We start from the raw sequence: 17,641 nt of genomic DNA, 5'->3' as shown, positions 1-17,641 counted from the left end.
GTCTGCGGTGAATAAAGAGAGTCGTCCCGTCAACGGGGCACGACCCAGCATCAATCGACAAGGATGTAACACCGATGAAGCCTGCCTCCTCAAGCGAGGGCCGTCGCGGCGCCGCGCAAGTCTGGAACAGCGCCCCGCAGCTGGCGCAAATCCCAGCCATTTCTCCCTCCTCGCTGGTGCCCCCGGGTGCACGGGTGGTGGTCATCGCGCCCCATCCAGGCGACGAAGTGCTGGCGTGTGGAGGGCTGTTGCAATTGCTCAGCACGCTTGAACACCCACTGCTATTAATCTCCATCACTGACGGCAGCGCCAGCCACCCGGGTTCCCAGATATGGCCCGCCAGTCGCCTGAGCGTGGTCCGTCCCCAGGAAAGTGTCGAGGCATTGCGCCGCCTGGGCATGCCACTGCACAGCCTGAAGTGGATACGGGGTGGATTCCGCGACGACGCCCTGGCGGCCCGCGAGCAACCGATGAGCCAATTCATTGCGCGCTACCTGCAGCCGGGTGACGTGGTGTTCAGCACCTGGCGCAACGATGGCAACGACGACCATGACGCCGTCGGTCGTGCGAGCGCCAAAGCCTGCAGCCTGATGGGCGCCCGCCTGTATGAACTGCCGATCTGGGCCTGGCACTGGCCCGCACGGGAAGGCTCGGTGATTCCCTGGCAACGCGCGCGCAAGGTGCGACTCGATACCTGGAGCGTCGCCCGCAAGCTGCACGCGGCCCATGCCTATGCCAGCCAGTTGGCGGGCGACCCGCAAATCGGCCTGCCGCCGATGCTGGCGCAGGTGCTGCTGGAGCGCATGCGCGAGCCTTATGAGATCGTGTTCGGCTAGGCGCATGCTCGTCTATACCTGTTACTTTTCACAGTAGCGCCGCAAGCAAAGTGCAGCTAGCGTCCAAAAAACGGCTGCACCTCTTGAGGTGCAGTCGAGAAAGCCATGCCAACCCTTTGCATTGGCCGGTGTTTTCGAACAGGTAACTCGCACTCCCTGATCTGTATCGCGCGTTTTTGTTGTCATGGTCTGGCCAGCACCTGCTGACGCGGTTGCTGGAACCACCCTGCGCCATGAGGACACGATCATGAGCTCACACTCCAGACAGGACCTGATCCCGGTCGTTTTGACAATTTTGGCCATATTCCCCGTGTTTTCCCAAGCCGCCTGCGTCGTCACCCCGGGCCCCACCGGCCAAGTGTTCACTTGTACCAGCGGCACCGACCCTGGCATCAACGCGCCTACCGGTGACAATGAAGTGCTGTTCCCCAGTGGCAATGCGGCAATCAATGGCAATGTGACGCTGGGCGCGGGTAACGACCTGTTCCAGTTGGATGCAGCCGGGGCCACGATCAATGGCTCGGTGGACATGGGCGATGGCGCCAATATTTTCCGGTTGAACCTGGGTACCGTGACGGGCACGGTGACGCAGGGTGCAGGCGCTGACGTGGCGCAGATCAGTGGAGGCAAAGCTGGTGCGATCATTCAAGGGGATGGCGTCGACAGTTTCTCCATCAGCGGGGGCACTGTTGCATCGGTGGCCCAGGGCGATGGGCACGACAAGTTTTTCATGAGCGGCGGCACCATTACCGGGGCGTTCGAGGACGGTGATGACGCAAAGATGACCGGCGGCAGCATCGGCCGGGTGGACATGAAACTGGATAACAACCTGTTCGACATGAGTGGCGGGACCATCATCGGCAACCTGGTAACCGGCTTTGGCAACGACACGATTCTGATTTCGGGCACCAGCTACATCGGTGGCAACGTCAGCACCAGCGGCGGTACAGACTTGATCACCCTCACGGGCGGCACGATCAACGGGCAAATACTCGCCAGCACGGGCACCGACCACTTCAGTTGGATCGGCGGCGGCAGCGTCAATGGGTTCATTCTGATGGGCCCGGACAACGACACCGCCCTGCTGCAAAACCTCAACCAATCCATGTTGTCTTCCACGCCCCTGATCGACGGCGGCACAGGCGCCGATACCCTGACGTTTGACAACACCCAGGCTGACACGCCCGGGCGCTATACCAATTGGGAACTTGTCACGCTGGACAACAACGCCACCTTCAAACTTGGCGGCGCATTTGTTCTCGGCGATGTCGATACCGGAACCGGCACCATGACCCTCAATGGCAGCAGCAAACTGCTCGTCGATACCGGTGCGATCAGCGCATTTACCAGCGGGCAACTGGCGCAGTTGAACAATGGCGGCATGATCGACATGACCACTGGCAGCTCAACGGCTGCCGACACACTGACCGTCAATGGCAACTACAACGGCACGGGCGGCACGCTTGCGCTGCAAACCGTGTTGGGCACCGACGGCTCAGCCAGCGACAAACTGGTGATCGGCCTGGGCACGATCCAGGGCAACACCGGCATCCGCATCACCAATTTGGGCGGTACAGGTGCGACGACCTTGCAGGATGGCATCCAGGTCGTGCAGGCCATCAATGGCGCCACGGGCAGCGCCGGGGCGTTCTCACTCGCCGCGCCGGTGTCGGCCGGCGCGTTTGACTATTACCTGTTCAAGGGCGGGGTTACGCCCGGCACGGCAGAAAACTACTACCTGCGCTCGACCATCCCCGTCACACCAGCCGACCCCGTGATTGTCGTGCCGTTACCCGCGCCGGGCACTCCGCTCCTGCCGACCAACCCGGGCATAACCCCTATCCCACTCTACCGTCCCGAGGTTTCCGTCTACGCGGCGTTATTTCCTGCTACCCAGCAAATCGTGCAGGGCATGCTCGGTACTTATCACGAGCGCATGGGTGAACAGAGCCAGCAACAACACACTGATGCTTCCCCGGCGAGCTGGGGCCGGATGTACGGTCGCAGCACTCGCCAGAGCTTTACCGGCACAGTCAGCCCGACGCTGGACAGTTCGATCACCGGCTTCCAAGTGGGCAGTGACCTGTACGTCGCCACCTCCAGCACCGGCCAAACCCAACGTGCGGGTGTGTTTATCGGGCACAGCCGCCTGAGTGGCGACGTTAAAGGATTCAACGGAGGCTTTCAGGATAAGGACGCGGGCAACGCCACCTTGCGCGGCGACAGTCTGGGGGCGTACTGGACGTTGGTCGGCGCCAACCGCGCCTATTTGGACCTGGTGTTGATGGGCACCCGCTTCAACGGTAACAACACGTCCGACCGGGGCGTGAAGATGAAAACCGGGGGGAGCAACCTGTTGGCTTCAGCCGAAGCGGGATGGCCATTCCCGGTCAGCAGCCACTGGGAGCTGGAGCCCCAGGCCCAAGTCATCGTTGACCGTACGCGCCTGGATAACCAGAACGACGGTTTCTCCGAGGTCACCTTCCACTCGGACACAAACCTGGTCACCCGCTTGGGCGCCAGGCTGCGAGGCAACTACCAAGTCAGCGGCTTGCCTGTGCAGCCCTACGCACGTGTCAATGTCTGGCACGCCAGCGCCGGGACCCATACGGTGCGGTTCAACGACGTCACCGACATCGACACCGAACAGCAGTCCACCACCCTGGACCTCAAGCTCGGCGCCACCCTGAACGTGGCCGAAGGCGTCAGCCTCTATGGTGAAGTTGGCTACAACCGCAACCTGGACAGCAACGCCCTCAACGGGCGCGAAGGTACCGTGGGACTGAGAATGGCGTTCTAGGTTTGTATCGCAGTGTGTACAGAGCCCGCTGTGATACACCGCCTTTAATTCAGCGGCTTTTCTGAAACAGGCCAGATACAGCGCAGCGTTCAACTGAGCACCAGGCACACATCAAGCCGCAGGAGGCTCGCCATGCACACTCAGTTGACCCCTCGCTCCAAACGCCCACTCTTTCTGGCCTTTGCGCTGTTGCAGTTCGGGGCCCTGGGCGTAGCCCATGCCGAGATGCCCGAAATCAACATTCCGGCGCCCGTCAGCCAATCGGCCTTCAGCACGCTTAAACACGTCAAGGCCGGCCAGTTGGATGTGGCCTATGCCGAAGTCGGCCCGGCCACAGGCCCGGTGGTCATCCTGTTGCACGGCTGGCCCTACGACATCGACAGCTACGCCAACGTAGCCCCACTGCTCGCCGCCAAGGGTTACCGCGTGCTGGTGCCTTATGCCCGGGGTTATGGCGACACGCGCTTCCTGTCTGATAAAACCCTGCGCAACGGCGAGCCCGCCGCGCTGGCGCAGGACGTGATCGATTTCATGGATGCGTTGAAGATCAAGCAAGCCGTGCTGGGTGGTTATGACTGGGGCGCGCGCTCAGCGGATATCGTTTCGGCACTGTGGCCGGAGCGGGTCAAAGCACTGGTATCGGTCAGCGGCTACCTGATCGGCAACCAGGCCGCCGGCAAGAACCCCTTGCCGCCAAAAGCCGAATTGCAATGGTGGTACCAGTTCTACTTCGCCACCGAGCGCGGCGCAGCGGGCTACCAGAAAAACACCCATGACTTCGCCAAGCTGATCTGGCAGATCGCCTCACCCCAGTGGAAATTCGACGACGCCACTTTCGACCGCAGCGCCAAAGGCCTGCAAAATCCGGATCACGTGGCCATCACCGTCTTCAACTACCGCTGGCGCCTGGGCCTGGTCCAGGGCGAAAGCCAATACGAGGCGCTGGAGCAGAAACTCGCGCAGTCGCCGTCCATTGGTGTACCCACCATCACATTGGAAGGCGATGCCAACGGCGCGCCCCATCCGGCACCAGAGGACTACGCCAAGCGTTTCACCGGCAAATATCAGTTCCGCCTGATCAGCGGTGGCATCGGTCATAACCTGCCGCAGGAGGCGCCCGAGGCGTTTGCCAAGGCGGTGATCGAAGCGGATCACCTGTGATGAAGCGCCTGTGCATGGCCTTCATCGCGCTGGTCGGCTCGGCCAGCCATTGGGTGTTCGCCGACGACAACGCCTCGCCGATCTACGGCGTGACCATTCCCGACGGCTACCGCCAATGGGAACTGGTGGCGCCCGCCCAGGAAGCCGACCCGTTGAACGAGCTGCGCGTGGTGCTGGGCAACAGTGCTGCGCTCAAGGCCTACCGGGAAGGCAAGTTGCCTTTCCCCGATGGCACGGTACTGGCCAAGTTGGCGTGGAAACACGAACAGTCACCGGACTTCAAGACAGCCTCCATTCCGGGCGCGGCCACCACGGTGCAGTTCATGGTCAAGGATTCGAAGAAGTACGCCGCCACCGGCGGCTGGGGCTTCGGGCGGTTCATCAATGGCAAGCCGGTGGACCAGGCCCAGCACGAGACGTGCTTTGCCTGCCACCAGGCCTTGGTGAAAGATCGGGACTACGTGTTCACCAAACTGGCGCCCTAAGTGCGGAGGTCCGGGTGTCACCGGACCGCCGCGTTTTTCATCAGGCCGGTACGCCCAGGATGATGTGCGACGCTTTAATCACGGCCGTCGCACTCACGCCCGGTGCCAAGCCCAGCTCGGCCACCGCGTCGCGGGTGACGATGGAATACACCTTGGATCCACCGGCCAGCTCGATCACCACTTCAGCGTTGACCGCGCCATCGTTGACGCTCAGCACTTTGCCTTCCAGGCAATTACGTGCCGACAGCCGAATGTCGCTGGACTCGGTCATCAGCATCACCCACGGCGCCTTGATCAGCGCCACGGCTTCTTTGCCGACGGCGATGCCCAGGTTGCGCACGCTTTCCATGGTTACGACTGCCACCAGTTGCTCACCACCGGGCAGGGTCAGGACAACTTCGGCGTTGACCGCGCCGTCTTGAACCTGGCTGACCTGGCCTTTGAATACGTTGCGTGCACTGACTTTCATGGGGAACGTCCTTTTCTTGACTTATAGGTTAGGAAATGCCGCGCATGATTAAACGTAGCGCTGTGTAAAAACAACTATAGCGCCCTGCTCTCTGCCACTCGCCGGTTAAAACGCTGGCGAAAGTGCGACAGTTGGTAGGCGATCCCCAGCCAGATAAACCACGCGGGCATCACGCACAGTGCCAATCGAGTGTCCGGGCGTAACGCCAGCAGGCACAGAACGAACGCCAGGAACCCCAGGGAGAACCACGCCATCGGCACACCACCGGGCATTTTGTAGAGGGATTTGGCGTGCAGGTCCGGGCGTTTTTTACGGTAGGCAATGTAGGAGGCGAGAATAGTCGACCAGGTAAAAATCACCAGGATCGCCGAGACCGTCGACACGATCGTAAACGCGGTCATCACCTCCGGCACCACGAACAGCAACACCAGCCCCAGCAACATCAACAGCGTGGTAAACGCCAGGCTGATAAACGGCACGCTGCGGGTGGACAGGCGTCGGAAGATCCCCGGCGCATCCCCAAGGTCCGCCAGGCCGAACAGCATGCGGCTGGCAGAGAACACACCACTGTTGGCCGACGACGCCGCCGAGGTCAGCACCACAAAGTTCACGATGCCCGCCGCCGCCGGAAACCCCGCCACCAAAAACAATTCCACGAATGGGCTCTTGCTTGGCGACACCTGCTGCCACGAGGTGACCGCAATGATGCACGCCAGGGCCAGCACATAGAACAGGATGATGCGCAGCGGAATCGAGTTGATCGCCTTGGGCAAGGTCTTTTCCGGTGCGCGGGTTTCGGCCGCTGCGGTGCCGATCAATTCGGTGCCAGCGAAAGAAAAGATCGCCATCTGGAACCCGGCAAAAAAGCCGAACAGCCCATTGGGGAACGCCGCCTGTTGATCGAGCAAATGCCCCAGCGAGGCAGTCACACCGGTGGGCGACACAAAGGAGCTGGCAATCAGCACCGCACTCACACTTATCAACGTGACCACGGCGATGATCTTGATGATCGCGAACCAGAACTCTACTTCGCCAAACAGCTTGACCGTGAGCACGTTCAGCGCGAACAGCGTCAGCAGCATGCCCACGGCCGGCATCCACGCAGGCACGTGCGGGAACCAGTACTGGAAGAACCCGCCGACCACCACCGCATCCCCCACCACCGCCACGCTCCAGCTCAACCAGTACGACCAGCCCAGGAAAAACGCCGCGCGCGGCCCCAGGTACGCTCCGGCGAAGTCGGCAAAACTCTTGAAATTGAGGTTGGAGAGCAGCAACTCGCCCATGGCGCGCATCACGAAATACACGAACAGCCCGATGATCATGTAGATCAGCAGGATCGAGGTGCCGGACAGCGCAATGATCTTGCCCGAGCCCATGAACAGGCCGGTGCCGATCGCACCGCCCATGGCCATCAGCTGGATGTGGCGGTTACTCAGGGTGCGTTGCAACGCAGGCTGTTCGGCAAGCCCGGGCGTGGTTGTTTTCATCACAAAACCTCTTGTTATGTTTTTGAGTTTTGGCAGAAAAAAGGATTGAACGGTGGCGCTCAGGCGCTCTTGTTTTCGAAGCCATGCAGCACGTTGACGGCATTGATGCCGATCTCATCGACCATGTAGCCGCCCTCCATCACGAACAGCGTTGGCACGCCGACACCGGCGATGAGTTCACCCATGGCAATGAAGTCCGGGCTGTCGAGCAGGAAGTGGCTGATGGGGTCGTCCTTGAAGGTGTCGACACCCAGGGAAACCACCAGCACCTCGGGGGCGAAGTGTTTCAGTTGCCGACAGGCGTCAAGCAAGGCGATTTGGTAGCTGGCCCAATCGGTGTTTTTCGGCAACGGGTAATTGAGGTTGAAGCCCTCTCCCGCCCCGGCACCGCGCTCGTGGGCATGGCCGGAAAAGTACGGATAGGACACGCTCGGCTCACCGTGCAACGAGATGAACATCACGTCGGGGCGGTCATAGAAAATGTTCTGCGTGCCATTGCCATGGTGGAAGTCCACGTCCAGCACCGCCACGCGCTGGGCGCCCTGGGTGATGGCTTGTTGCGCGGCAATCGCGGCGTTGTTGAGGTAGCAATAACCGCCCATGTATTCGCGCGCCGCATGGTGCCCCGGCGGCCGGCAGAGGGCGAAGGCGCTGTGCTGGCCTTCGTCGATCAGTGCCAGGCCAGTCAGTGCGATATCCGCGCTGGTTCTGACCGCATTCCAAGTGGTGCGGGTGATCGGCGAGCCGGCGTCCATGGCGAAGAAGCCCAGCTTGCCATCGATGAACTCCGGCACCTGCTGGTTGGCCAGGTCACGCACCGGCCACACCAGCGGCAGCGCGTCGTGGCTGCGGCCGATGGCAGTCCATTCGGCCCAGGCGGTTTCGAGGAAGGTCACGTAGCGTTCGCTGTGGGCATTGACGTAACAGGCACGGTCGAAGGTGCGCGGCACGATGATCTCGCCCAGCCCTACCCGTTGTACCCGGTCACGCACCGTGTCTGCCCGGCTTGGTTGTTCGAACGAAGGTTTGAGCACGCCATCTTTCAATTCGGTGCCATGGTGCAAACGGTGGTCATCACTAAAAACAGTCAACATTGCTGAGGTTCCGCCAGTAAAAGACAGGGTCTATTTTGTTCTGGCGGCGCGGGGCTTTCTTTGCTTTTAATTCCACCACTGTTAGCTTATTCGGAACTTTTTACCCTGATAGCGCCAATAAATGAAAATTAAAACCAAGCAGGTCGCTCTTGATGACACCGATCTCGCCATCCTCGCCCTGCTGCAGGAAGACGCCAGTATTTCCAATGCCCAACTCAGCGAGCGCCTGTCACTGAGCCTCACGCCATGCTGGCGTCGCCGCAAGCGCCTGGAAGAAGAAGGCGTGATCAAGGACTACCAGGCCAACCTCGATCGCAAGCTGCTCGGCCTGAACATCCTGGCCTTCGTGCACGTGCGCTTCGCCATCCACGCCGACCAAGCGCCGGACGCGTTCGAGGCCGTAATGCGCGAGCTGCCCCAGGTGCTGGCGTGCCACAAGATCACCGGCGATGCGGATTACCTGCTGCAGGTACTCGCCGAGGACCTCGACAGCTACAGCGAATTTGTCGAGAACGTGCTGCGCAGGCAGCTGGGGATTGCGTCGATCCAGTCGAGCCTGGCGTTGAAGGAAGTGAAGGCGACGAGTCGGGTGGCGATTGCGGGGCGCTAAGGCTTCGAACAGCGCCTGGTCCGTTTAAAGTCCTACTCGACCAGGCCGATAACTGACTTGCAGTATTGAATCCGAACACTCGCTCCGCGCACGCCAGATCCTCTTACGATTACATGGAGTAAGCCTGCATGCCTGTCCGTACGCGTTTTCTCGAGCATTACCGCAAGGCCGACCGCATCATGCTGGCGTTGATCTGGCTGATGTTTTTGTTCTCCGTGGGCCTGGCGTTCTGGCACGACACCTTGCTGCAAGCGGTGATCATCGGCGGCGGTACCGCTGTTGTACTGACCGCGCTTTACCGTGCCCTTTCAGGCACCCGCGTGATGCGCTGCGCACTCGGCGCAGGCCTGATGGTCATGGCCGCCCTGCACATCAACCAGGCCCAGGGCGTGATCGAATCCCACTTCGGCATCTTCGCCTTGCTGGCGGTGCTCACGTTTTACCGCGACTGGCTGCCGATCCTGGTGGCTGCGCTCACCATCGCCGTGCACCACGTGGTGTTCCATGCCTTGCAGCATCAGGGTTTCCCGGTGTTTGTGATGGACCATCACGGCGGCTGGGGGATGGTGTTCGTGCATGCGTTCTACGTGGTGATGGAGACCGTCGCCCTGCTCTACCTCGCCGTGCACAGCTAGGCCGAAGCGGTCGAGAGTCAGGAAATGCTCGAAAAAATGCTGGCCGTCACCTCTCAATTCACCTCCCAGACCAGCCAGGGCGAAGGCAAGGTGCATGTGTCACTGGCCAAGCGTTTCGACCACTTCCTGCAGCAGATCACCCACCTGATCGATGGCGTCACCCGCGACTCCCACGGCCTCGGCCAACTGGGCCAGGAACTGGCCAGCGCCAGCGGCACCCTGGAAAAAGGTGCGCGGCACCAACTGGCAGAAATCACCCAGATGACCGGTTCGATGCAGCGCATGGAGGACGCCATGGGCCACATCGCCGTGCACGTCGAACAAGCCGTCGAACACGCGGGCAAGGCCAGCCAGCAAATCGTGCGCGGCCAGCAAAGTGTCGGTCGCGCGCAACACGAAATCACTCAATTGGCCTCCCGCCTCAACGGCACCCACGAAACCGTGCAAGGCCTGGCGGTACAGGCCGAACAGATCGGCACGGTGCTCGAAGTGATCAACAGCATCGCCAACCAGACCAACCTCCTCGCCCTCAACGCCGCCATCGAAGCCGCCCGCGCCGGTGAACAAGGCCGCGGTTTTGCCGTGGTCGCCGACGAAGTGCGCAGCCTGGCCCAACGCACCGCCGTCTCCACCCAGGAAATCAAGACCATCATCGAAGGCTTGCAACACGGCAGCCGCCAAGCCGTGGAAGCCATGCACGACAGCCGCCAGGGGGTGGAACGGTGCGTGGAAGACAGCCAGGTCGCGGTGGACATGCTGCAAGCCGTGGGCAATGACATTGCGCATATCGATGCGTTGAATGGGCGGATCGTGAGTACGACGCGGGAGCAGACGTCAGCGAACCTGGAGATTGTGGGGCGCTTGCAGGCAGTGCAAGGCATTGCGCAGAGCACGGCGGACGATGTGGAGATGTTGGCCAGGAGCAGTGAGCAGTTGCCGGTGATTGCGGTGCGGCTGGATGCGTTGGGGCGGCGCTTTCACCAATAAGCGCGCTCCCCTGTAGGCGCTGGCTTGCCGGCGATGCATGCAACGCGGTGCATCAGTAGCACCCCGTCGATGCCATCGCCGGCAAGCCGGCTCCTACAGAGGACGGGGATAAACGTCAGGCGGGCATCACCCGATACGCACATCGCCTCGCCCCCAGTTGGATGTGTTCCACCCGCTCCACTTTGGCTTGCAGCACCTGCTCGAACACCTGCAATTCCGCCCGACAAAAGCCCTGGCACGCCGTGGCGGCCGCACAGATCGGGCAGTGGTTTTCCACCAGGATCAAGGCGCCGTCGGGTTGTTCGCTCCATTCGGCCATATAGCCTTCACGGGTTCGCAGCGTGGCCAGCCGTTCGACCCGTGCCTTCAGGTCCGCCAACCCTTCCATTTCTTGCTCATACAAGGCTTGAGTCTGGCGCTCGCGCACGTCGATCAGGCGATCGATGGCGGCCTCGCCGAAGGTTTCGCGCACGGTCTGCAGCAGTTGCAGGGTCAGGTCCGAGTGGGTGTCCGGAAAGCGTGCATGCCCCTGGGCCGTAAGTTGCCACACCTGCGTCGGGCGCCCTACCCCGCGCACCTCAGAAGTGGCCTGTACCAGGCCGCTGGCCGCCAGTTTCACCAGTTGCTGGCGCGCAGCCTCACCGCTGGTGCCGAGGAATACGCCCGCATCGGCGGCCAGCTGCGGGCCACGGGTCTTGAGCAGGTGCAAGATGCGATCAGCCGGAGACGCCGAAGAGTTTTCCAAGTCATTTCTTGACAAAATATTTAGCCCCACCGCAATATTCAAAGCAATTGCTTGGCAAATTAACCCAAGCCTGACGCTCATGCAAACCATCGGGGCCTACCGGCGCCCGTATGACAAGGAATTGTGGATGGACACCCAGAACAGCAGTTGGGGCGAATTGCTCCGTGGCAGGAACGCCGCCCGCTCCCTTGCCCTCTCGGGGGGCATTGCGCTGTACGCTACCAACACCTATATCGCCACCACCATTTTGCCGTCGGTGGTGGCCGAAATCGGCGGGCTGGAGCTGTATGCCTGGAGCACCACGCTGTATGTGGTGGCCTCGATCCTGGGCTCGGCCCTCACCTCCAAGCTGCTGCTACGCAGCGGGCCGCGCCTGGCCTATGCGGTTGCGACCCTGGTGTTCATGGCGGGTGTGATGATCTGCGCCTTGGCACCCAGCATGCCGGTGATGCTGGCGGGACGATCGATCCAGGGCCTGGGCGGTGGTGTCTTGCTTGCCCTGTGCTACTCGATGATTCAACTGGTGTTCGAAGAGCGGCTGTGGCCTCGGGCAATGGCGCTGGTGTCAGGCATGTGGGGCGTGGCAACCCTGGTGGGCCCGGCCGTGGGCGGCGTGTTTGCCGAAATGGACGCCTGGCGCTACGCGTTTGGCGCGATGGTGCCGGTAAGCCTGGCCTACATCGTGCTCACCAGCCGGGCGCTGCCACCCCGGGACGCTGCCGCGACCGCCGCCACACGCCTGCCGGTGGCTCAACTGGTACTGCTGGCCGCAGCGGTGTTGGCGGTGTGCGCGGGCAGCGTCTCGCCACTGCCCAGTTGGAACCTGCTGGGTATCGCGACCTGTGCGGTGCTGGTGCTGCTGTTGATTCGCCAGGAGTCCCGCGCCTCGGTGCGATTGCTGCCACGGGATGCGCTGAAGTTCAGCACCCCGCTCTGCGCGCTCTACGCCACCACCTGCCTGCTGGTGATCGGCATGAGCAGCGAGATTTTCATGCCGTATTTCCTGCAGCACCTGCATGGCCAATCACCACTTATAGCCGGCTATATGGCGGCGTTGATGGCGGCGGGCTGGACGGTGTCGGAGATCTTGAGCTCGGGCTGGACCGGGCGCGGCGCCCATCGCGCCATCCTTGCAGGGCCGCTGCTGATCGTGGCCGGGTTGGTGATATTGGCGCTCACCACACCCACGGCGAGCGGAGGTGATTGGGCGCTCCTGGCACCGATCTGCCTCGGGTTGTTTTTGGTGGGATTCGGTATCGGCCTGGGCTGGCCGCACTTGCTGACACGCATCCTGCAAGTCGCGTCGGCTCAGGACCAGGACACCGCCGCGTCATCGATCACCACGCTGCAACTGTTTGCCATGGCGCTGGGCGCGGCATTGGCCGGTGTGATCTCCAACATGGCGGGTATCAACGATGCCACCGGTGACGACGGTGTCGCCAATGCGGCGCGCTGGTTGTTCGCAGTGTTTACCCTGGCGCCGATGTTGGCGCTGGTGATGGCGGTGCGGGCGACGCGGGCAAAGGAGGATAAGGGTGAGTTGGCGGTTTCCCAAAACTGACCCGTGGATTCTCGGCAGATTTCGGCGATATCGAAATTGAAGTCGCGAACGTGATGGTGAAGGCTATTCAAGCGGCACTTCACCGTGGGTGATCCAACCGGTTAGTCGCCCGACCCTGGGTAGCCGCCTGCATCAACGAACAACGTGCGAAGCTTCTTTTGCGCCGCCGCTGAAAGACGCGGTGAGTAGCGCTGAAACTCTTGTTCAGCAGCATCGGGCTTGCCGTTCCTGGCCAGCACAAAAGCGTAGGCAAGCGGGTGTTGCGTGTAGTTGTAGAAACCCAATCCCCCTGTCGACAGATGCTGCCTGACCCGCTCAAAAGCACTGGGCAGGTCGGCTATCGAACGCGCCGAGTTCCAGAAGGATTCTGCGGTTGGAATAACTGCCCTGAGGATATCGGGTGCGCACTTCGCAATGGTTTCGGGCCCGTAGCTATAGGAAATATCAAGCGCCCGATCACGCACATCAAACGTCAGGTCAGGTCGCGCCGACTTCACAGTTCTGTGCCACTTGAAGTCATTGCCGGACAGGTGCGGGACAAAATCCAGGGACAACCCCCATGAAGGCGCGAGCGCACCGCCCTTCCACTGCGCCAGGCGAAAGATCTGCCGGATGGGGGCATCAGCACTGCGCACCCAGGACAATGGGCCTTGAACTTCGAAACCCAACGGCAGCAGAAGTGCGTCTACGGTAGGCGAAACTATTTCGTGGATCTGGTCGATTCGCACGATTTGAAACGCTGTTCCTTGCATTGCGGGCTCCTCACATTGTGCGGTGGAGTTTTCTCGATTGACGCAAGGGATTCAAGGCCCTGAGTTTTTTGCTCAAGCCCCTCACCGATCAAAGCGCAGGCGCTCGGCGAAATTCGTGCTTGATTTAGATATATGGATATCCGTATATTCGGTTATCCATATTTACCGAGCCTCCCATGATCACACCCCCCGAAGTCTTCAAGAGCCTGTCCGACGAGACCCGCGTGCGGGCCACCCTGCTGATTGCCGATCAAGGTGAGCTGTGCGTTTGCGAGCTGATGTGTGCGCTCGACGACAGCCAACCGAAAATCAGCCGCCACCTCGCCCAACTGCGCAGCAGCGGGTTATTGCTGGATCGCCGCCAGGGCCAGTGGGTCTATTACCGCCTCAATCCGGACCTGCCCGAGTGGGTTCACGAGGTTCTGCACGTGACGTCCAAGGCCAACGCTGGCTGGCTCAAGGGCAACGCCTCGCGCCTGCAAAACATGGATGGCCGGCCCGTGCGCGAAGCGGCCTGCTGCTGACCCCCTGATCGAGTGAGTATTTAATGTTTGTCGCCGTGGCTGTTTTTGTCTTCACCCTCGTGCTCGTCATCTGGCAACCCAAGGGCCTCGGCGTTGGCTGGAGCGCCACGCTCGGTGCGCTGATCGCGCTGGCAGTGGGCGCGGTGTCGCTGCAGGACATTCCGACGGTATGGGCCATCGTGTGGAATGCGACCGCCACCTTTATCGCGGTGATCATCATCAGCCTGTTGCTGGATGAAGCCGGTTTCTTCGAATGGGCCGCGCTGCATGTGGCGCGCAGGGCAAAGGGCAGCGGTTATCGGTTGTTCGCCTTCTGCGTCCTGTTGGGCGCTGCCGTGTCCGCCGTGTTTGCCAATGATGGCGCGGCGCTGATCCTCACGCCCATCGTGATGTCGATGCTGCTGGCGCTGCGCTTTTCCCCCGCCGCGACCCTGGCGTTTGTCATGGCCGCCGGGTTTATCGCCGACACCGCCAGCCTGCCGCTGGTGGTGTCCAACCTGGTGAACATCGTCTCTGCCGACTACTTCGGGCTCGGTTTCAACGCGTACGCCTCGGTGATGGTGCCGGTGAGCCTGGTCAGCGTCGCTGCCACCCTGCTGGTGCTGCTTGTGTATTTCCGCCGCGACGTGCCGCCTCGCTATGCGCTGGATGCGTTGCAAGAACCAAAAACTGCCATTCGTGACCGCGCCACCTTCATCGTCGGTGGCTGGACGCTGTTGATGCTGCTGGTCGGCCTGTTCGCACTCGAACCGCTGGGCATTCCCATCAGCGCCGTCGCGGCAGCTTGCGCGGCCTTGCTGTTCGCGGTCGCCGCCAAGGGCCACAAGATCTCGACGCGGCGGGTGCTGCGCGAAGCCCCGTGGCAGATCGTGGTGTTCTCGCTGGGCATGTACCTGGTGGTGTACGGCCTGAAGAACGCTGGCCTGACCGATTGGCTCGCCCAAGTCCTCGACCACCTGGCCGGCCGAGGCCTGTGGGCCGCAACCCTTGGCACCGGCCTGCTGTCGGCGTTGCTGTCGTCGGTGATGAACAACATGCCAAGCGTGTTGATCGGCGCGCTGTCGATTCAGGCCAGCAGCGCGGAGGGCATTGTTCGCGAGGCGATGATCTACGCCAACATCATCGGCTGCGACCTCGGCCCGAAAATCACCCCCATTGGCAGCCTGGCCACACTGCTTTGGCTGCACGTGCTGGCGCACAAAGGCATGCGCATCACCTGGGGTTATTACTTCAAAGTCGGCGCCCTGCTGACCCTTCCGGTTCTGTTGATCACCCTCTCGGCCCTGGCCCTGCGCCTGAGCCTTTGATAGCCGCCTCAGCGAAAGGAGCACCCCATGCGAGTCCTGTTCATGTGCACGGCCAACAGCTGCCGCAGCATCCTGTCCGAAGCTGTGTTCAACCACCTGGCCCCCGCTGGCTTTGAAGCGGTTAGCGCCGGCAGGTTCCCCAAGGGCCAGGTGTTGCCCCGCAGCCTGACGACCTTGCAGCAGGCCGGCATCTCCATCGACGGCTTGCACAGCAAAGGCAATGACGCCTTTGAGGACAACCCGCCAGACATCGTCGTTACCGTCTGCGACAAGGCCGCGGGCGAAGCTTGCCCGGTGTACTTCGGCCCAGCGTTGAAATCCCATTGGGGGCTGGAAGACCCGTCCGACGTGCACGGCGACGACGCGCAGATCGAGGCCGCGTTCCGCTCGACACTGGCGACCATCGAACAACGCTGCAAAGCCTTCCTCGAACTGCCTTTTGCCCAGCTCAACCGCGACCAGCTCAAGTCTGAGCTCGATCGAATCGGCACGCTCTAATCTCAGGAGGATTCATGTCAGAACACCCGCCTAACCTCGACCCTGGCCTGGTCCCAGATTTGCCAGCATCAGGCCACAAACCACGCATCCTGTTGTTATACGGATCGACTCGCGAGCGTTCCTTCAGCCGCCTCCTGGTTGAAGAAGCCGCGCGCCTGCTGGAGTGCTTTGGCGCCGAGGTGCGTATTTTCAACCCCAGTGGCTTGCCCCTGCCAGACGATGCCCCGGTGGAACATCCTAAGGTGCAAGCGTTGCGCGAATTGGTGTTGTGGTCCGAAGGACAAGTCTGGTGCTCGCCGGAACGCCACGGCGCGATGTCGGCCGTGTTCAAGGCGCAGATCGACTGGATCCCTCTGGAGCTGGGCGCCGTCCGCCCGACCCAGGGCAAGACCCTGGCGGTGATGCAAGTGTGCGGCGGCTCCCAGTCCTTCAACGTGGTCAACCAACTGCGCGTGCTGGGACGCTGGATGCGCATGTTCACCATCCCTAACCAATCCTCGGTGCCCAAGGCCTACATGGAGTTCGATGAGGCCGGACGGATGAAACCGTCGCCGTACTACGACCGCGTCGTCGACGTGATGGAGGAACTGGTGAAGTTCACCTTGCTGCTGCGAGACCAACAGGATTTTTTGGTGGATCGTTACTCGGAGCGAAAGGAGACGGCGGAGCAACTGATGGCGCGGGTCAATCAGCGTTCGATTTGAGGCGGTCATGTCTACCGCGAAGCCCCTCAGCGTCTTCTCGCGCTATGGCCGAACATTAATGACCGGCCGTATTTGACAAGACGCCGGGGTTGGATACAGTGATAGCACATGGATATTACCAGCGAGGCTACGAGCCCAGATGGTCAGCCGGTCTCAATCAAGGAGTGATTAGATGCGTTTAAAACTTGCCGCCATTGTTTTTGCCTTCGTGTTATCCGGCTGCGAAACCTCTTCCCAGTTGCAGCCAGTCTCCAGCATCAAGCCAAACGTTGCCAGAGAAGGGACACTGACCAATGAAAAGTTGGCGTCTGACACCACCGCTGGCCTGCAGAACATACTCGGCGCACCCGCGTTTACTGCAGAAACAAAAATACTGAAGTTCGTGATCCAGCAACCTGTTGGCAGCCCTGGTGCCAGAGCTTGGCGGGAAATGTGGGTTGTCGAGTCGCAAGGTGCCCGTTCTTCGTTCTTGATAACCTTCAAAGAAAAGGGTACGGGCAGCGCTGATTTTGAAATAAAGAAAATGAATCAGCAAAGTTCTGCGCCGCCTGCAGATTGCCCTCAAAAAATCGGCGATTACAAGGCAGGCGAAGCCACTTCACAGCAGATCCGAAGCTGCTTGGGTTCGCCATTTCATGAGAACAAAAACCCGGATGGTCGATACGTCTATCTTTATAAAGTCCAAAGCACTATCACGGTGGCATTTTTATTTGATACCTCAGGCAAACTGATCAACACCCAGGCGTATAAGCAAGACTGAGCACCTGGTACACAGCGGCCGCTTCAAACGCTGCTCTTCTTCACTGCCCACTGGCAATGACTGACACGCAGATTGAGTGCAAAAGATGTAGTCAAAGTTGCGTCCTGGCAATGCGTGTCCACGCCGCACAGATCTTGTTGTGGGTATGCAACGAATGTGAAGCGACGTGGTTTAGTGAAGAGGAGGTGAATGTCGGTCAATTTGAAGACTACGGAACGTTCAT

At 61.0% G+C, this 17,641-nt stretch carries 18 protein-coding genes; 13 read left to right on the top strand and 5 right to left on the bottom strand.

What is annotated here, in order from left to right:
- Positions 1-74 precede the first annotated feature (74 nt).
- The 4 genes from HX792_RS10055 to HX792_RS10040 all read left to right on the top strand — a co-directional run bounded on the left by HX792_RS10055 (position 75) and on the right by HX792_RS10040 (position 5,282).
- Entirely contained in the window at positions 75-836 is a 762-nt protein-coding gene (locus HX792_RS10055) for a PIG-L deacetylase family protein (RefSeq protein WP_176995932.1), read from the top strand.
- A gap of 247 nt (positions 837-1,083) precedes the next feature.
- Positions 1,084-3,636, top strand: a complete 2,553-nt coding sequence (locus HX792_RS10050; RefSeq protein WP_176995931.1) for an autotransporter outer membrane beta-barrel domain-containing protein — start codon at positions 1,084-1,086, stop codon at positions 3,634-3,636.
- 132 nt (positions 3,637-3,768) lie between these two features.
- A complete protein-coding gene (locus HX792_RS10045) occupies positions 3,769-4,797 on the top strand; it encodes an alpha/beta fold hydrolase (RefSeq protein WP_176995930.1) in 1,029 nt (342 codons plus the stop codon).
- Complete coding sequence (locus HX792_RS10040) at positions 4,797-5,282, top strand: cytochrome P460 family protein (RefSeq protein ID WP_176995929.1); 486 nt, start codon at positions 4,797-4,799, stop codon at positions 5,280-5,282. Before HX792_RS10045 ends, HX792_RS10040 begins: the two co-directional genes overlap by 1 nt.
- Positions 5,283-5,322: 40 nt before the next feature.
- Here the strand turns inward: HX792_RS10040 and HX792_RS10035 are convergent, their stop codons facing one another.
- The 3 genes from HX792_RS10035 to HX792_RS10025 form a co-directional block, all read right to left on the bottom strand.
- Complete coding sequence (locus HX792_RS10035; RefSeq protein ID WP_155585186.1) at positions 5,323-5,751, bottom strand: molybdopterin-binding protein; 429 nt, start codon at positions 5,749-5,751, stop codon at positions 5,323-5,325.
- Positions 5,752-5,825: 74 nt separating this feature from the next.
- On the bottom strand, positions 5,826-7,241 hold the full coding sequence (locus HX792_RS10030; protein WP_176995928.1) for an amino acid permease: 1,416 nt from the start codon (positions 7,239-7,241) through the stop codon (positions 5,826-5,828).
- Between the two features lie 59 nt (positions 7,242-7,300).
- Positions 7,301-8,335, bottom strand: a complete 1,035-nt coding sequence (locus HX792_RS10025) for a histone deacetylase family protein (protein WP_176995927.1) — start codon at positions 8,333-8,335, stop codon at positions 7,301-7,303.
- Between the two features lie 121 nt (positions 8,336-8,456).
- Here HX792_RS10025 and HX792_RS10020 point away from each other — a divergent pair, with 121 nt between their 5' ends.
- The 3 genes from HX792_RS10020 (at position 8,457) to HX792_RS30595 (ending at position 10,567) form a co-directional block, all read left to right on the top strand.
- The gene (locus HX792_RS10020; RefSeq protein ID WP_176995926.1) at positions 8,457-8,945 is read left to right on the top strand and encodes an Lrp/AsnC family transcriptional regulator; all 489 of its coding nucleotides are present in this window, start codon (positions 8,457-8,459) and stop codon (positions 8,943-8,945) included.
- A 128-nt stretch (positions 8,946-9,073) separates the two neighbouring features.
- Positions 9,074-9,580, top strand: a complete 507-nt coding sequence (locus HX792_RS30600; RefSeq protein WP_256349827.1) for a hypothetical protein — start codon at positions 9,074-9,076, stop codon at positions 9,578-9,580.
- A gap of 24 nt (positions 9,581-9,604) precedes the next feature.
- Positions 9,605-10,567, top strand: coding sequence for a methyl-accepting chemotaxis protein (locus HX792_RS30595; protein WP_371319338.1), 963 nt, complete (start codon positions 9,605-9,607; stop codon positions 10,565-10,567).
- Positions 10,568-10,682: 115 nt separating this feature from the next.
- Here the strand turns inward: HX792_RS30595 and HX792_RS10010 are convergent, their stop codons facing one another.
- The gene (locus HX792_RS10010) at positions 10,683-11,312 is read right to left on the bottom strand and encodes a metalloregulator ArsR/SmtB family transcription factor (protein ID WP_218172604.1); all 630 of its coding nucleotides are present in this window, start codon (positions 11,310-11,312) and stop codon (positions 10,683-10,685) included.
- 127 nt (positions 11,313-11,439) lie between these two features.
- Here HX792_RS10010 and HX792_RS10005 point away from each other — a divergent pair, with 127 nt between their 5' ends.
- The gene (locus HX792_RS10005) at positions 11,440-12,873 is read left to right on the top strand and encodes an MFS transporter (RefSeq protein WP_176995924.1); all 1,434 of its coding nucleotides are present in this window, start codon (positions 11,440-11,442) and stop codon (positions 12,871-12,873) included.
- Between the two features lie 101 nt (positions 12,874-12,974).
- Here the strand turns inward: HX792_RS10005 and HX792_RS10000 are convergent, their stop codons facing one another.
- Positions 12,975-13,625, bottom strand: coding sequence for a hypothetical protein (locus tag HX792_RS10000; protein ID WP_176995923.1), 651 nt, complete (start codon positions 13,623-13,625; stop codon positions 12,975-12,977).
- A gap of 176 nt (positions 13,626-13,801) precedes the next feature.
- Here HX792_RS10000 and HX792_RS09995 point away from each other — a divergent pair, with 176 nt between their 5' ends.
- The 5 genes from HX792_RS09995 (at position 13,802) to HX792_RS09975 (ending at position 17,418) form a co-directional block, all read left to right on the top strand.
- A complete protein-coding gene (locus HX792_RS09995) occupies positions 13,802-14,149 on the top strand; it encodes a metalloregulator ArsR/SmtB family transcription factor (protein ID WP_176995922.1) in 348 nt (115 codons plus the stop codon).
- A gap of 23 nt (positions 14,150-14,172) precedes the next feature.
- The gene (locus tag HX792_RS09990; protein ID WP_176995921.1) at positions 14,173-15,456 is read left to right on the top strand and encodes an arsenic transporter; all 1,284 of its coding nucleotides are present in this window, start codon (positions 14,173-14,175) and stop codon (positions 15,454-15,456) included.
- A 27-nt stretch (positions 15,457-15,483) separates the two neighbouring features.
- Positions 15,484-15,954 carry an arsenate reductase ArsC gene (locus tag HX792_RS09985; RefSeq protein WP_176995920.1) on the top strand — a complete coding sequence of 157 codons (471 nt, stop codon included), beginning with the start codon at positions 15,484-15,486 and terminating at the stop codon, positions 15,952-15,954.
- A gap of 14 nt (positions 15,955-15,968) precedes the next feature.
- A complete protein-coding gene (arsH, locus tag HX792_RS09980) occupies positions 15,969-16,658 on the top strand; it encodes an arsenical resistance protein ArsH (protein WP_176995919.1) in 690 nt (229 codons plus the stop codon).
- 172 nt (positions 16,659-16,830) lie between these two features.
- A complete protein-coding gene (locus HX792_RS09975) occupies positions 16,831-17,418 on the top strand; it encodes a hypothetical protein (RefSeq protein ID WP_176995918.1) in 588 nt (195 codons plus the stop codon).
- The last annotated feature ends 223 nt before the right edge of the window (positions 17,419-17,641 follow it).

This window comes from Pseudomonas sp. B6002 (assembly GCF_013385985.1).
Taxonomy (GTDB): domain Bacteria; phylum Pseudomonadota; class Gammaproteobacteria; order Pseudomonadales; family Pseudomonadaceae; genus Aquipseudomonas.
The sequence above is the reverse complement of the archived record's forward strand: the minus strand, read 5'-3'. Positions and strand labels throughout refer to the sequence as shown.

What these genes read in the sequence shown, in the direction of transcription:
- HX792_RS10055 (WP_176995932.1), top strand. Translation starts at nt 75, where the DNA reads ATGAAGCCTGCCTCCTCAAGCGAGGGCCGTCGCGGCGCCGCGCAAGTC.
- HX792_RS10050 (WP_176995931.1), top strand. Translation starts at nt 1,084, where the DNA reads ATGAGCTCACACTCCAGACAGGACCTGATCCCGGTCGTTTTGACAATT.
- HX792_RS10045 (WP_176995930.1), top strand. Translation starts at nt 3,769, where the DNA reads ATGCACACTCAGTTGACCCCTCGCTCCAAACGCCCACTCTTTCTGGCC.
- HX792_RS10040 (WP_176995929.1), top strand. Translation starts at nt 4,797, where the DNA reads ATGAAGCGCCTGTGCATGGCCTTCATCGCGCTGGTCGGCTCGGCCAGC.
- HX792_RS10035 (WP_155585186.1), bottom strand. Translation starts at nt 5,751, where the DNA reads ATGAAAGTCAGTGCACGCAACGTATTCAAAGGCCAGGTCAGCCAGGTT.
- HX792_RS10030 (WP_176995928.1), bottom strand. Translation starts at nt 7,241, where the DNA reads ATGAAAACAACCACGCCCGGGCTTGCCGAACAGCCTGCGTTGCAACGC.
- HX792_RS10025 (WP_176995927.1), bottom strand. Translation starts at nt 8,335, where the DNA reads ATGTTGACTGTTTTTAGTGATGACCACCGTTTGCACCATGGCACCGAA.
- HX792_RS10020 (WP_176995926.1), top strand. Translation starts at nt 8,457, where the DNA reads ATGAAAATTAAAACCAAGCAGGTCGCTCTTGATGACACCGATCTCGCC.
- HX792_RS30600 (WP_256349827.1), top strand. Translation starts at nt 9,074, where the DNA reads ATGCCTGTCCGTACGCGTTTTCTCGAGCATTACCGCAAGGCCGACCGC.
- HX792_RS30595 (WP_371319338.1), top strand. Translation starts at nt 9,605, where the DNA reads ATGCTCGAAAAAATGCTGGCCGTCACCTCTCAATTCACCTCCCAGACC.
- HX792_RS10005 (WP_176995924.1), top strand. Translation starts at nt 11,440, where the DNA reads ATGGACACCCAGAACAGCAGTTGGGGCGAATTGCTCCGTGGCAGGAAC.
- HX792_RS10000 (WP_176995923.1), bottom strand. Translation starts at nt 13,625, where the DNA reads ATGCAAGGAACAGCGTTTCAAATCGTGCGAATCGACCAGATCCACGAA.
- HX792_RS09995 (WP_176995922.1), top strand. Translation starts at nt 13,802, where the DNA reads ATGATCACACCCCCCGAAGTCTTCAAGAGCCTGTCCGACGAGACCCGC.
- HX792_RS09990 (WP_176995921.1), top strand. Translation starts at nt 14,173, where the DNA reads ATGTTTGTCGCCGTGGCTGTTTTTGTCTTCACCCTCGTGCTCGTCATC.
- HX792_RS09985 (WP_176995920.1), top strand. Translation starts at nt 15,484, where the DNA reads ATGCGAGTCCTGTTCATGTGCACGGCCAACAGCTGCCGCAGCATCCTG.
- arsH (WP_176995919.1), top strand. Translation starts at nt 15,969, where the DNA reads ATGTCAGAACACCCGCCTAACCTCGACCCTGGCCTGGTCCCAGATTTG.
- HX792_RS09975 (WP_176995918.1), top strand. Translation starts at nt 16,831, where the DNA reads ATGCGTTTAAAACTTGCCGCCATTGTTTTTGCCTTCGTGTTATCCGGC.